A 12,241-nucleotide genomic window follows, 5' to 3' on the forward strand; every position below is an offset into this window, starting at 1 on the left:
GTCCGGTTTTTGTTCCGGACGGGGGCGCCGCCGTATTGTCTAAGGGTCAACACTCCCCGAGGAGCCGCTTCATGACCACCGTCCCCGTCGTCCACTCGCTGCGCGAGCAGATCCGCGAGCACATCGTGGAGGGGATCGTCAGCGGCCGCTGGAAGCCGGGCGAGCGCATCGTGGAGCGCCGGATCGCGACCGAGCTGGAGGTCTCCCAGACCCCGGTCCGCGAGGCGCTGCGCGAGCTGGAGTCGCTGCGGCTGATCGAGTCGGCTCCCAACAAGGGCGTCCGGGTCCGCAACCTGACGGCGGCCGACCTGGAGGAGAGCTACCCCGTACGCGCCGGTCTGGAGCAGATCGCGGCCGAGCTGGCGGCCGGGCGGCTCGCGGCGGACTGCTCGGCGCTGGAGCCGCACGTGGCGGCCCTGTACGAGGCGGACGCGGCCGCGGACGGTACGGCGCAGGTGCGGCACACGGTGGCCTTCCACCGGGAGCTGGTGAAGGCGGCCGGCAACGGCGTCCTGCTGCACACCTGGGAGACGCTCGGCATCGAGGTCTTCACGGCCCTGTCGATCCGCTGGCTGGGCACGGTCCAGAAGTCGTACGCGGAGGAGCACCAGGAGCTGGTGGAGGCCTTCCGGCGGGGCGACCCGAACATCGGTGCGCTCGTGAAGGCGCACGTTCTGGGCTGCGCTCCGCGAGCCTGAGCCATGGCTTTACGTACGGTGAGCGGGTCCGCCCTGTCGGCGGGCCCGCTCATTCGTGCGTGGACACCCTCAGACAACCGGCCTCACCTGCGAAAACAGGACAGAAAACAAGGCACCGGGTGCCCATTTCCCTGGCACCCTGTGCCTACTTTCTCGATCTGAAGAGGTTTTCGCCTTCAACCCTTTGATCGATCATCGATCGCCGGTTTACAGTCTTCGGCGGGCCGCACCCGGCCCGTCGCCCTGTCCTGCCAGACAAGGCACCCATCTCCACCCACCTGTCCGGAAGGCGGCGATCATGACCGATCCCGTAGGCAAGATTCCGAGCGAGCTCGACCAGCTCCCGGACCGTGACACCGAGGAGACCGCCGAGTGGGCGGCCTCCCTGGACGCCGTCACCAAGGCCGCCGGCCCTCACCGGGCCGCCTACCTGATGCGCCGCACCCTCCAGCACGCCGAGGGCGCGGGCCTGGCCCTGCCCAAACTCCTGGAGACGGACTACGTCAACACCATCCCCACCTCCGCCGAGCCCTCGATCACCGAGACGGGCGGCGACGAGGAGATGGAGCGGAAGATCACCGCGTGGAACCGCTGGAACGCGGCCGCGATGGTCACCCGCGGCTCCAAGCACGGCGTCGGCGGCCACATCGCCACCTTCGCCTCCGCGGCCTGGCTCTACGAGACCGGCTTCAACCACTTCTTCAAGGGCAAGGAAGCCGACGGTTCCGGCGACCAGCTCTACATCCAGGGCCACGCCTCCCCCGGCATCTACGCCCGCGCCTTCCTCGACGGCCGCCTGAACGAGGCCCACCTCGACAACTTCCGGCAGGAGTCCGGCGGCAACGGCCTGCCCTCCTACCCGCACCCGCGCCGCCTCCCCTGGCTGTGGGAGTTCCCCACCGTCTCCATGGGTCTGGGCCCGCTCTCCGCGATCTACCAGGCGCGCTTCAACCGCTACCTGACCAACCGCTCCATCAAGGACGTCTCCGCCTCGCACGTGTGGGCGTTCCTCGGTGACGGCGAGATGGACGAGCCCGAGTCGACCGCGGCCCTCGCCCTGGCCGCCCGCGAGGGTCTGGACAACCTGACCTTCGTCATCAACTGCAACCTGCAGCGCCTCGACGGCCCGGTCCGCGCCAACTTCAAGATCGTGCAGGAGCTGGAGGCCCAGTTCCGCGGCGCCGGCTGGAACGTCGTCAAGTCGCTGTGGGGCAACGCCTGGGACGAGCTGTTCGCGCTCGACACCACCGGCGCGCTCGTCCGCCGCCTCCGCGAGGTCCCGGACGCGCAGGTCCAGACGTACCAGACCCGCGACGCCGCCTACATCCGCCAGGACTTCTTCGGCAAGGACCCGGCGCTCGTCGCGATGGCGCAGCTGCTGTCCGACGACAAGATCCTCGAGTGCTTCCACCTCTCCCGCGGTGGCCACGAGCCGCGCAAGGTGTACGCCGCGTACAAGGCCGCCCTGGAGTTCAAGGGCGCGCCGACGGTCATCCTGGCGCAGACCGTCAAGGGCTTCACCCTGGGTGAGGGCTTCGCGTCGAAGAACGCGAACCACCAGATGAAGAAGCTGACGACGGACGAGTTCAAGAACATGCGTGACCTTCTTGAGCTGCCCATCTCGGACGACCGGTTCGTCGACGGCGTGGTCCCCTACGGCCACCCCGGAGCCGACTCCCCCGAGGTCCGCTACCTCCAGGAGCGCCGCGCGGCGCTCGGCGGCCCGGCCCCGGCCCGCCGCACCCACGCGCTCGCCCCGCTGCCGGCCCCGGCCGAGAAGGCGTTCGCCGCCTTCGACAAGGGCTCCGGCTCGCAGTCGATGGCCACGACGATGGCGTTCGTGCGACTGATCAAGGACCTGATCCGCGACAAGGAGACCGGCAAGCGCTGGGTCCCGATCGTCCCGGACGAGGCCCGTACCTTCGGTATGGAGTCGCTGTTCCCCTCGCTCGGCATCTACTCGCCGAAGGGCCAGACGTACGAGCCGGTCGACCGCGACCAGCTGATGTACTACAAGGAGGCCGTCAACGGCCAGATCCTGAACGAGGGCATCACCGAGGCCGGCTCGATGGCCGACTTCATCGCCGCGTCCACCGCGTACTCCACGCACGGTGAGGCGATGATCCCCTTCTACATCTTCTACTCGATGTTCGGCTGGCAGCGGACCGCCGACCAGATGTGGCAGCTCGGCGACCAGCTCGGCCGCGGCTTCCTCGTCGGCGCGACCGCCGGCCGCACCACCCTGACCGGTGAGGGCCTCCAGCACGCCGACGGCCACTCGCCGGTGATCGCGGCGACGAACCCGGCCGCCCTGACGTACGACCCGGCGTTCGCGTACGAGGTCGCGGTCATCGTCAAGGAGGGTCTGCGCCGGATGTACGGCGAGGCCGCCGAGGGCGAGGACCAGAACGTCTTCTACTACCTGACGGTCTACAACGAGCCGATGCCGCAGCCGGCCAAGCCGTCCGGCATCGACGAGGGCATCGTCAAGGGCCTCTACCGCTTCAACACGGCGGAGTCGGCCGGCCTCGACCTGCCCGCGAACGCCTCGCGGATCCAGCTGCTCTCCTCCGGTACGGCCATCCACTGGGCCCTGGAAGCGCAGAAGCTGCTCGCCGCCGAGTGGGGCGTGGCCGCCGACGTGTGGTCCGCGACCTCCTGGACGGAGCTGCGCCGCGACGCCCTGGAGGCCGACGCGGCCCTCCTGCGCGGCGAGGAGCAGGTGCCGTACCTCCGCAAGGCCCTGGAGGGCATCGACTCCCCGGTCCTCGCGGTCTCCGACTACATGCGCCAGGTCCCCGACCAGATCGCGCAGTGGGTCGAGCAGGACTACACCTCGCTGGGCGCCGACGGCTTCGGCCTCTCGGACACCCGCGACGCGGCCCGCCGCCACTTCGGCGTCGACGCCCAGTCGATCGTCGTCGCGGCCCTGGCCCAGCTGGCCCGCCGCGGCGAGGTCCAGGCGTCGGCCGTGAAGGAGGCGCGCGAGCGCTACGGCCTGTAAGGCCTCCCATCCGTCCGAGGGGCTGCTTCCGTACGCACATACGGAGGCGGCCCCTCGGCGCATGTGTACGGCAGTCTGGTGGGCATGCGTGCCGCCCGCCTCATCAAAATGGTCCTGCTCCTCCAGAACCGGCCGTCCATGACCGCCGCCGAACTCGCCGCCGAGCTCGAGGTGTCGGAGCGGACCGTCACCCGGGACGCGCTCGCCCTGTCGGAGGCGGGGGTGCCGGTGTACGCGGACCGGGGCCGGTCCGGCGGCTACCGGCTCGTCGGCGGGTACCGGACGCGGCTCACGGGCCTCGCGCGCGGTGAGGCGGAGGCCCTGTTCCTGTCGGGACTGCCGGGCGCGCTGCGGGACATGGGCCTGGAGGACGCGGCCTCGGCGGCCCGGCTCAAGGTGTCGGCGGCGCTGCTGCCCTCCCTGCGGGACGCGCACGAGTCGGCGGCGCGGCGCTTCCATCTGGACGCGCCCGGCTGGTACCACGAGCCGGAGACCCCGGAGCTGCTCGCGCCGGTGGCGGAGGCGGTGTGGGACGACCGGTGGCTGTCGGCCCGCTACCGGCGCGGGGACGGCGAGGAGGTGGAGCGGGAGCTGGAACCGTACGGCCTCGTCCTGAAGGCGGGCGTCTGGTACGTGTGCGCCCGCTCGGGTTCCTCCTTCCGTACGTACCGGGTGGACCGGTTCACGGCGGTGGCCGTGGGCGAGGAACGCTTCGACCGGGACCCGGACTTCGACCTGCCGGTCTTCTGGGAGGAGCGGGCGGCGGAGTTCGCCCGGTCGATCCTGCGCGCCGAGGTCGTCGTACGGCTGACCGAGGCGGGGGCGCGCAGGCTGCCGTACGTGACGGACCGGGCCGCGGCCGAGGAGGCGCTCGCCGCGGGCTCCACCGGGGAGGGCCGGGTGACCGTGACGCTCCGGGTGGAGAGCGAGGAGGTCGCCTTCGGCCAGCTCCTCGGTCTCGGTCCGGAGGCGGAGGTCCTCGCCCCGGCCGCATTCCGCGAACGGTTCGCGGAGGCGGCCCGGGGCATGGCGGAGCGCTACCGGTAGCCGGCCCGGCGCGGCTCCACCGGTCGGGTGCTACCGGTGGTCGGCCCGGCGCGGCTCCACCGGTCGGGTGCTACCGGTAGTCGGCCACGTCCGGCTTCCCGGTCTCGCTCGCGACGATGAAGCCCCAGGCGTCCGGCTGCGAGCCGTCCGCGTCCGTGAAGCCGTACTCCTTCGCCAGTTCGCCGCTGGACAGCGACTGTCCGGTCCAGCGGTGCCGGTCGGGGTCGGCGGCGAGGGCGGTGACGGCCCGGCCGACGTACACCGGGGACTCGGAGACGCCGAAGTCGGGGATCTTCTCGGTGGCGTCGCGCCAGTTCTCCTCGGTGACGCCGAAGCCGGCGAGCATCTGCTCCGACCTGAGCCAGCCGGGGGTGACGACGACGGCCGTCCCGCCGTACTCCGCGAGCTCCTTCGACAGGCCGAAGGCCATCCGGAGGGGGGCGTTCTTGGCGAGGTCGTAGAAGAGGTTCTCGCGGAAGCGGGTGCCGTTGTACGCGGCGGTGCCGTCGGTGACCTCGACGACGAGCCCGCCGGGGGTGCGGGTGAGCAGCGGCAGGACCGCGTGGGAGGTGATGACATGCGTCTTCACGCCGAGTTCGAGCATCCTCAGACCTCCGTCGAGGTCCATCTCCCAGGTCTTCTTCCCGAAGGTGACCAGGTGTTCGCCGCCCCACACGTCGTTGACGAGGACGTCGAGCCGGCCCTGCTCGCGGTCGATCCGGTCGACGAGGGCCCGGACCTGCTCGGGCTCCAGGTGGTCGGTGGGGACGGCGATGCCCTCGCCGCCGGCCGCCGTCACCAGTTCGGCGGTCTCCTCGATGGTCTCGGTGGCGCGGCCGACCTCGCTGAGCTTCTCGCGGGTGGTGCGGCCGGTGACGTACACGGTGGCCCCGGCGGCGCCGAGCTGGACGGCGATGGCCCGTCCGGCGCCGCGGGTGGCCCCGGCGACCAGGCAGATCCGTCCGCGCAGGGGTGTGGTTTCAGTCGTCATGATCACCAGACTGACAGGGAAACCCGACATCTTCTGTCCGGATTCATTTCGGGCTTTCCGGGTGCGTCGGACTCCCCGAGCCACGATGCTGGTCCCGTGATGGACGAGACCGAGTTCTGGGAGCTGATCGACGCCACCCGCGAGGAAGCCGAGGGCGACCCCGAGGAGCAGGCGGATCTGCTCGTGGAGCGGCTGACCCGGCTTGACCCCGACTCGGTGCTCGACTACGCGCGCCATTTCGAGGCCCGTTTCAACCGCGCGTACCTCTGGGATCTGTGGGGTGCGGCGGCGGTGCTCTTCGACGGGGCGGGCGAGGAGATCTTCGACTCGTTCCGCTGCTGGCTGATCGGCCAGGGCCGGGAGGTGTACGAGGGGGGCGTGCACGATCCGGACGCGCTGGCGGAGCTGATCGGCGACTTCGACGTGGAGATCGACGGGGACGGCGAGGAGATCGGCTTCGCGGCGGACGAGGCGTACGAGGCGCTGACCGGGGCCGAGACCCCCGACCTGGGCATTCCGATGCCGGGCGGGGAGCCGCTGGGCGCCCCCTTCGACCTGGAGGACGACGACGTGCTCGCGGCCCGCTTCCCCCGGTTGTGGGAGCGCTTCGGGGCGGCGTAGTGGCCCGGGGGTGCGGAGGGCGGATCCGCACCCCCGGGAGTCTCAGCCCAGCTGGAGCCGGGGGTTCTCCCGGCCGAGGATCATGTCGGTCCTGGGCTGGAGGGCCGGGAAGAGCTGTTCGGGCTGGGGGATCGCCCAGTACCTGCCCTCCGCGACCATCTCGAAGACCCTCTCGGCGTGCTCCTCGGGCGTGAGCCCGTGCTCGTCGGCCATGGCCTGCAGCTGGTCGTTGAAGGCCGCGATCTCCGGCGGTTCGGTCTCTCCGGGCCTGGCGGCCCTGAAGATCTCGCTCTTGACCGAGCCGGGCGTGACGACGGACACCTGGATCGGGGCGCCCTTCATCTGCATCTCGTAGTGGAGCGACTCGGTGAGGGCGAGCGTGCCGAACTTGGTGACGCTGTACGGGGCCATCAGCGGGCTCGGCAGGAGGCCGCCGATGGAGGAGACGTTGACCACCCAGGCCTTCTCGCCGCGCTCCAGCATGCGCGGGACGAAGGCCCGGATGCCGTTGACGTATCCGCCGATGTTGATCCGGAGCATGTCGTCCCAGCGCGCGGCGGGGATCTCCCAGGAGTAGCCCATGGCCATGATCCCGGCGTTGTTCACCAGCAGGTCGACCGTGCCGAACCGGGTGTACGCGGTGTCGGCGAGGGCCTCGACGGAGGCGGGGTCGGCGACGTCGGTGACGACGGCGGTGACCTCGGCGCCGGTGGCGGACAGCTCACCGGCGAACTCGGCGAGCCGTTCGGCGGCGATGTCGGCGAGGACCAGCTTCATGCCGAGCCCGGCGGCGTGCCGGGCGAGACCGGCGCCGATGCCGGAGGAGGCGCCGGTGATGACGGCCGTACGACCGCCGAAGACCTCGGCGGCGGTCATCAGAAGTGGGTCCCGCCGTCGATGCGGACCTCGGTGCCGGTGATGAACCTGCCGTCCTCGGAGGCGAGCATCGCGACGACGCCGGCGACGGTCTCGGGGCCGGCGAAGCCCTGGCCGAGGGCGGGGGCGAGCTTGGCGAAGAGGGACCAGTCGGTGTCCTCGGGCAGGCCGGGGCCCACGGACTGCTTGCTGGCGCCGGAGCCGTCGGTCATGCCGGAGGAGATGGAGCCGGGCTGGACGGCGGTGAAGCGGATGCCCTGCTTGGAGTACTCGGCGGCGAGCGCGTGGGTCATGGACTGGATGCCGCCCTTGCTGGCCGCGTAGGCCGCCATGTAGGGGTGGGCGAAGAGCGCGGAGGTGGAGGAGAAGTTCACGACGGCGGCGTCGTCGCCCTCCAGGAGGGCGGGGATCGCCTCGCGGATCACGAGGAAGGTGCCGGTGAGGTTGATCCGGATCACCTGCTCGAAGACGTCCAGGCTCGTCTCGTGGGTGTGCGAGGAGCGCAGGATGCCCGCGGCGTTGACCAGGACGTCCAGGCCGCCGAGCGCCTCGACGGCGGCGGCGACACCGGCCCGTACGGAGGCCTCGTCGCCGATGTTCACCACGAGGGTGGTGAGGCGGTCGGCGGCGTCGCCGGCCTTGGCGACGGTGTCCTTGAGGCCGTCCTCGCTGATGTCGGCGGCGACGACCCGGCCGCCCTCGGCGAGCAGGCGCAGGACGGTGGCCTGGCCGATGCCGGAGCCGCCGCCGGTGATGAGGGCGCGACGTCCTTCGTAACGGGTCAGCTGGTTCATGGCGGCAACCTCTCGATGTCAAGCTTTCCGGGGAATGCTGCCACCGTACGCCGAAGTGGCACGTTTTGCCATAGCTGCACGCCGTGCACCTTCGGCAGTCGCAGGCGTAGGCTTCGTGGGTGAGCACCAAGCCCGAGGGCGCCCCGCCCCCCACCCCCTCGCTCCCCTCGCTGACGGAGCGCCGCAAGGCCGCCACCCTGCTGGACATCGCCCGCGCCGCCGCCGAACTCTTCACCGAGCGCGGTCCCGACGGCACCACGGCCGAGGAGATCGCCCAGCGGGCGGGCGTCGCCCTACGCACCTTCTACCGCTACTTCCGCTCCAAGCAGGACGCCGTCGCCCCGCTCCTCGCGGGCGGCGCCGACCGCTGGCGGGAAAGCCTCGCCGCGTCGGGACCCGGCGCGGGCGTGCCCGAGGCCCTGGAGCGCTCGATCGCCGACGCGCTCACCCCGGACACCGACGCGGAGGCGGAGGGCCTGCGCTGGACGCGCGGGCTGCTGCGGGCCGCCGCCGAGGACCCCGCCCTCCGGGCCGTCTGGTACCGGGTCAACCAGGAGTCCGAGGAGCGGCTGCGCGAGGTCGTCGCCGCCCTCGCCGGAGCGGACGCCGACCCGCTGGAGGTACGGCTCGCGGCGGCTGCGGCCACCGACGCCATCCGGATCGCCCTGGAGAGCTGGGCGGAGACGGACGCCCCGGTGCGCGGGGAGGGCGCGCCGGCCGCGCTCGCGGTGCGCTGCCTGCGGGAGCTGATGGGCGGGATGAGGCTGCTGCAGGACGCCGACGCCTCGGCCGAGGCGTGACTGGCCCGTGTCTCGGCCGAGGCGTGACCGGTCCGTGCGTCGGCCGAGGCGTGACCGGTCCGTGCCTCGGTCGAGACGTGACCGGCCCGGGCTCGGCCGAGGAGCGACCGGCCCTGCCTCAGTCGACGAGTGACCGGCCCATGAGGACGTCGTCCACGTACGCCCCGTCGAGGAGGATCTCCCCCGGCAGCACGCCCTCCACCGCGAAGCCCTCGGAGGCGTAGAGGGCGCGGGCGGGGGCGTTGTGCCCGAGGACCCGCAGGGTGATGCGGACCGCGCCCTCCGCCCTGGCCCGGTCCATCGCGGCCCGCAGCAGCGCCCGCGCGACCCCCAGGCGCCGCGCCGCCGGGGCGACGGCGAGGCCCTGGATCTGGCGGACGTGGGCGGTGACGGCGAGCGGGGTCGGCGGCGCCACCCGGACGTAGCCGAGGAGGGCCACCCCGCCGGCGACCTCCCCCTCGCCCACCGCCACGAGGTAGTCCTCGGGCCGGTGGCGCTCGTCGAAGAAGGGGGTGCCCGGCTCCGGCCGGGGCTGCACCGCGTGGAGGGTCGACCAGGTGTCCCGGTCCAGCGCGGCGAGGAACCGGTCGTCCCCGGGGGCGGCAGTGCGTATCGCGTACTCCGGCACGATCATGAAGGCCACTGTGCCACGGCCGGGGCGGGAAGGGCAGGATGGGGCCATGCAGCGTTCCGCCCTCCGCAAGCGCGTCGCCGTCACCGGCGCCTCCGGCCTCATCGGCTCGGCCCTGGTCCGCTCCCTGCGCGCCGACGGCCACGACGTCCTCCGCCTCGTCCGCCGCCCCGCCAGGACCGCCGACGAGGTCGAATGGGACCCCAAGCGGCTGTACGTGGACGCCGCCGGGCTCGTCGGCGTCGACGCCGTCGTCCACCTGGCGGGCGCCGGAGTCGGCGAGCGCCGCTGGAACGAGGCGTACAAGAAGGAGATCCGGGACAGCCGGGTCCTCGGCACGACCGCGATCGCCCAGGCCCTCGCCTCGCTCGCCGACCCGCCGGAGGCGCTGGTCTGCGGCACGGCACTCGGCTGGTACGGGGACACCGGCACGCGCGCGGTGGACGAGAGCGCCCCCGCCGGGACCGGCTTCCTGCCCTCGGTGTGCGTGGAGTGGGAGGCCGCGGCCGCCCCCGCCGAGGAGGCCGGCATCCGGGTCACCTACGCCCGCACCGGCCTGGTCGTGGCCCGCCAGGGCGGCGCCTGGGGACGGCTCTTCCCCGTCTTCCGCGCCGGGCTCGGCGGGCGGATGGGCGACGGCCGCCAGTACTGGTCGCACATCTCCCTGCACGACGAGGTGGCGGCCCTGCGCCACCTCGTCGACACCCCGTCCCTCTCGGGGCCGGTGAACCTGACGGCCCCCGAGCCCGTCACCAACCGCGAGGTGACGGCGGCGATGGGCCGGGTGCTGCGCCGCCCGACCCTCTTCACCGTCCCCGCGCCCGCCCTGAAGGTGGTCCTCGGCGACTTCGCCCAGGACGTGCTGGGCAGTCAGCGGGTGCTGCCGGGGCGGCTGTTGGAGACCGGATTCGATTTCGCCTTCCCGACGATCGACGAGGCGATCCGGGCGGCGCTGCGCTGACGCCCCCTCACCGGGGTGTGCCCCCTCGTGCTGCGTGCACCCCGCCGCGCGCGGGCCGACTTCCGCACGGTCGCTGCCTAGGCTCGACGCCCACCGCTCGATGACCAAGGTTCGAGGCCGCCGTTCGACGACCACCGTTCGATACGGACGCGAACTCGGGCATTCCGGGGGCCCGTTGGGGGCATAAGGCCTCCCACCGGCGCGCCGACCTGGGGAGGGGCACGTGCTCAGTACCGCAATCAGCGCACAGCACAGGGACGTCGTGGAGGCCGTCGACGTCGTCATCGTAGGAGCCGGGACCGCGGGGCTCGCGGCCGCGCACCGGCTCACCGGCGCGGGGCTCTCCGTCGCCGTCCTGGAGGCGGAGCCGAAGGTCGGCGGCCGGCTGGCCACCGACCGGGTCGACGGCTTCCTGCTCGACCGGGTGGGCCCGCTGCTCACCCTCTCGCCCGAGGAACTGCGGGCCGCGCCGGGCCTTTCCGGGCTCGCGCTGCGCCCGTTCGCCCCCGGCGTGCTCGTCCACAGCGACGGGCGGTACGCGCGATGGGGCGTCCCGCATCCGCGCCGGGCGTCCGGCCACCGGGGCGGCGGGGTCCACCGGGGCGTGGGGGGAGCGTTCAGCATGGCGCGCGCCCTCGCGAGCGCCCCCCGGAATCCGGCCGCCTCGCTCGACCAGGCGCGGCTCGGCGCGTCCCTCGTCCGGCTCGCCGCGACGCCGACGCAGCGGCTGCTCGCCCGGCCCGAGCGGACCGCACGCGAGGCCCTGACGGCCCGGCTGCCCGCCCGTACCGTCCAGGGGGTGCTGCGGCCGCTGCTCGCCGCGCTCCTCGCCGACCCGGACCTCTCCCTGTCGAGCCGTCAGGCGGACCTGGCGCTGCGGGCCTTCGCCCGGGGGCGGCCGGCCGTCCCCGAGGGCGGATCGGCGGCGCTGCCCACGCTGCTCGCGGCCGGGCTGCCGCCGGGCACCGTCCGGACGGGCGTCCGGGTCACGGACGTGTCCGTCTCCCGGGTCACGACGGCCGAACACGGGGTCATCGGCTGCCGCTCGGTGCTCCTGGCGACGGGGGCGCGCACGGCCGCCGGGCTGCTGCCGGGGCTGCGGGTCCCCGCCTTCCACCCCGTCACGGTCCTCCACCACACGGCTCCCGTGGCGCCGTGCGGGGACCCGACCCTGCTCCTGGAGTCGGACCCGGGCGGGCCGGTGGCGCACACGGCGGTGATGAGCGCGGTCGACCCGACGCGGGCGCCGGGCGGCCGGCCCCTCATCACCTCGACGGTCCTCGGCACGCCTCCGGACGACACGGAGCGCCGGGTCCGCAAGCACCTCGCGACCTTGTACGGCACGTCGACGGACGACTGGGAACTCCTGGCCCTCCACCACACCCCCGAGGCGGTCCCTTCCATGCGGCCCCCGCACGACGCGCACCGCTCGGTCCGGCTGCTCGCGGGGCTGTACGTGTGCGGCGACCATCGGGACACGAGCACGGTCGGGGGCGCCCTGACCTCGGCCGACCGCGCGACGAACGCCCTCCTGACGGACCTGGGCGTCCGCCGCTCCCCCACCCAACAAAACACCGCGGCCTGACGCCGCCCCGCCCGTTGTGGGCACGCGTTCCGTCGGGGCGGCGCCCACCCGGCCCCGTTGTGGGCATGCGTTCCGCCGGGGCGGCGCCCACCCGGCCCCGTTGTGGGCATGCGTTCCGCCGGGGCGGCGCCCACCCGGCCCCGTTGTGGGCATGCGTTCCGCCGGGGCGGAACGGGTGGGCACAACGGACGGCGCCCTTGCCGGCGCCAGAGGCTCCCGCGCCTGAACCCGCA

Annotated in this window: 11 protein-coding genes; 7 read left to right on the plus strand and 4 right to left on the minus strand. The window is 73.1% G+C overall.

Annotated features, from left to right (window positions below; all coding sequences use genetic code 11):
* The first annotated feature begins 71 nt into the window (after positions 1–71).
* The 3 genes from ACWGN5_RS40650 (at position 72) to ACWGN5_RS40660 (ending at position 4,749) form a co-directional block, all read left to right on the plus strand.
* Positions 72–698 carry a GntR family transcriptional regulator gene (locus tag ACWGN5_RS40650; protein WP_453523708.1) on the plus strand — a complete coding sequence of 209 codons (627 nt, stop codon included), beginning with the start codon at positions 72–74 and terminating at the stop codon, positions 696–698.
* Between the two features lie 298 nt (positions 699–996).
* Complete coding sequence (gene aceE, locus ACWGN5_RS40655) at positions 997–3,702, plus strand: pyruvate dehydrogenase (acetyl-transferring), homodimeric type (RefSeq protein ID WP_453523711.1); 2,706 nt, start codon at positions 997–999, stop codon at positions 3,700–3,702.
* An 84-nt stretch (positions 3,703–3,786) separates the two neighbouring features.
* Entirely contained in the window at positions 3,787–4,749 is a 963-nt protein-coding gene (locus tag ACWGN5_RS40660) for a helix-turn-helix transcriptional regulator (protein WP_453523714.1), read from the plus strand.
* 70 nt (positions 4,750–4,819) lie between these two features.
* Here ACWGN5_RS40660 and ACWGN5_RS40665 read toward each other — a convergent pair whose 3' ends face one another.
* Positions 4,820–5,740 carry an SDR family oxidoreductase gene (locus ACWGN5_RS40665; protein ID WP_453523717.1) on the minus strand — a complete coding sequence of 307 codons (921 nt, stop codon included), beginning with the start codon at positions 5,738–5,740 and terminating at the stop codon, positions 4,820–4,822.
* A gap of 99 nt (positions 5,741–5,839) precedes the next feature.
* Here ACWGN5_RS40665 and ACWGN5_RS40670 point away from each other — a divergent pair, with 99 nt between their 5' ends.
* Entirely contained in the window at positions 5,840–6,361 is a 522-nt protein-coding gene (locus ACWGN5_RS40670) for a DUF4240 domain-containing protein (protein WP_453523738.1), read from the plus strand.
* A 42-nt stretch (positions 6,362–6,403) separates the two neighbouring features.
* Here ACWGN5_RS40670 and ACWGN5_RS40675 read toward each other — a convergent pair whose 3' ends face one another.
* Together ACWGN5_RS40675 and ACWGN5_RS40680 are read right to left on the minus strand one after the other, a co-directional pair.
* Positions 6,404–7,237, minus strand: a complete 834-nt coding sequence (locus ACWGN5_RS40675; protein ID WP_453523720.1) for an SDR family NAD(P)-dependent oxidoreductase — start codon at positions 7,235–7,237, stop codon at positions 6,404–6,406.
* Complete coding sequence (locus tag ACWGN5_RS40680) at positions 7,237–8,031, minus strand: SDR family NAD(P)-dependent oxidoreductase (RefSeq protein ID WP_453523723.1); 795 nt, start codon at positions 8,029–8,031, stop codon at positions 7,237–7,239. The genes ACWGN5_RS40675 and ACWGN5_RS40680 overlap by 1 nt, the downstream gene beginning before the upstream one ends.
* A 119-nt stretch (positions 8,032–8,150) precedes the next feature.
* On the opposite strand from ACWGN5_RS40680, the gene ACWGN5_RS40685 reads away from it, so the two are divergent.
* Positions 8,151–8,831 carry a TetR/AcrR family transcriptional regulator gene (locus tag ACWGN5_RS40685; RefSeq protein ID WP_453523726.1) on the plus strand — a complete coding sequence of 227 codons (681 nt, stop codon included), beginning with the start codon at positions 8,151–8,153 and terminating at the stop codon, positions 8,829–8,831.
* A 118-nt stretch (positions 8,832–8,949) separates the two neighbouring features.
* Here the strand turns inward: ACWGN5_RS40685 and ACWGN5_RS40690 are convergent, their stop codons facing one another.
* Complete coding sequence (locus tag ACWGN5_RS40690) at positions 8,950–9,465, minus strand: N-acetyltransferase family protein (protein ID WP_453523729.1); 516 nt, start codon at positions 9,463–9,465, stop codon at positions 8,950–8,952.
* Positions 9,466–9,511: 46 nt separating this feature from the next.
* On the opposite strand from ACWGN5_RS40690, the gene ACWGN5_RS40695 reads away from it, so the two are divergent.
* Positions 9,512–10,423: a TIGR01777 family oxidoreductase gene (locus ACWGN5_RS40695; protein WP_453523732.1), complete on the plus strand. Its 912-nt coding sequence runs from the start codon at positions 9,512–9,514 to the stop codon at positions 10,421–10,423.
* Positions 10,424–10,646: 223 nt separating this feature from the next.
* Complete coding sequence (locus ACWGN5_RS40700; RefSeq protein WP_453523735.1) at positions 10,647–12,008, plus strand: FAD-dependent oxidoreductase; 1,362 nt, start codon at positions 10,647–10,649, stop codon at positions 12,006–12,008.
* Positions 12,009–12,241 lie beyond the last annotated feature (233 nt).

The sequence above is a fragment of the Streptomyces sp. NPDC055815 genome, from assembly GCF_053616475.1.

Bases quoted from the DNA above. Each gene is read 5' to 3' on its own strand.
- ACWGN5_RS40650 (WP_453523708.1), top strand. From the start codon at position 72: ATGACCACCGTCCCCGTCGTCCACTCGCTGCGCGAGCAGATCCGCGAG.
- aceE (WP_453523711.1), top strand. From the start codon at position 997: ATGACCGATCCCGTAGGCAAGATTCCGAGCGAGCTCGACCAGCTCCCG.
- ACWGN5_RS40660 (WP_453523714.1), top strand. From the start codon at position 3,787: ATGCGTGCCGCCCGCCTCATCAAAATGGTCCTGCTCCTCCAGAACCGG.
- ACWGN5_RS40665 (WP_453523717.1), bottom strand. From the start codon at position 5,740: ATGACGACTGAAACCACACCCCTGCGCGGACGGATCTGCCTGGTCGCC.
- ACWGN5_RS40670 (WP_453523738.1), top strand. From the start codon at position 5,840: ATGGACGAGACCGAGTTCTGGGAGCTGATCGACGCCACCCGCGAGGAA.
- ACWGN5_RS40675 (WP_453523720.1), bottom strand. From the start codon at position 7,237: ATGACCGCCGCCGAGGTCTTCGGCGGTCGTACGGCCGTCATCACCGGC.
- ACWGN5_RS40680 (WP_453523723.1), bottom strand. From the start codon at position 8,031: ATGAACCAGCTGACCCGTTACGAAGGACGTCGCGCCCTCATCACCGGC.
- ACWGN5_RS40690 (WP_453523729.1), bottom strand. From the start codon at position 9,465: ATGATCGTGCCGGAGTACGCGATACGCACTGCCGCCCCCGGGGACGAC.
- ACWGN5_RS40695 (WP_453523732.1), top strand. From the start codon at position 9,512: ATGCAGCGTTCCGCCCTCCGCAAGCGCGTCGCCGTCACCGGCGCCTCC.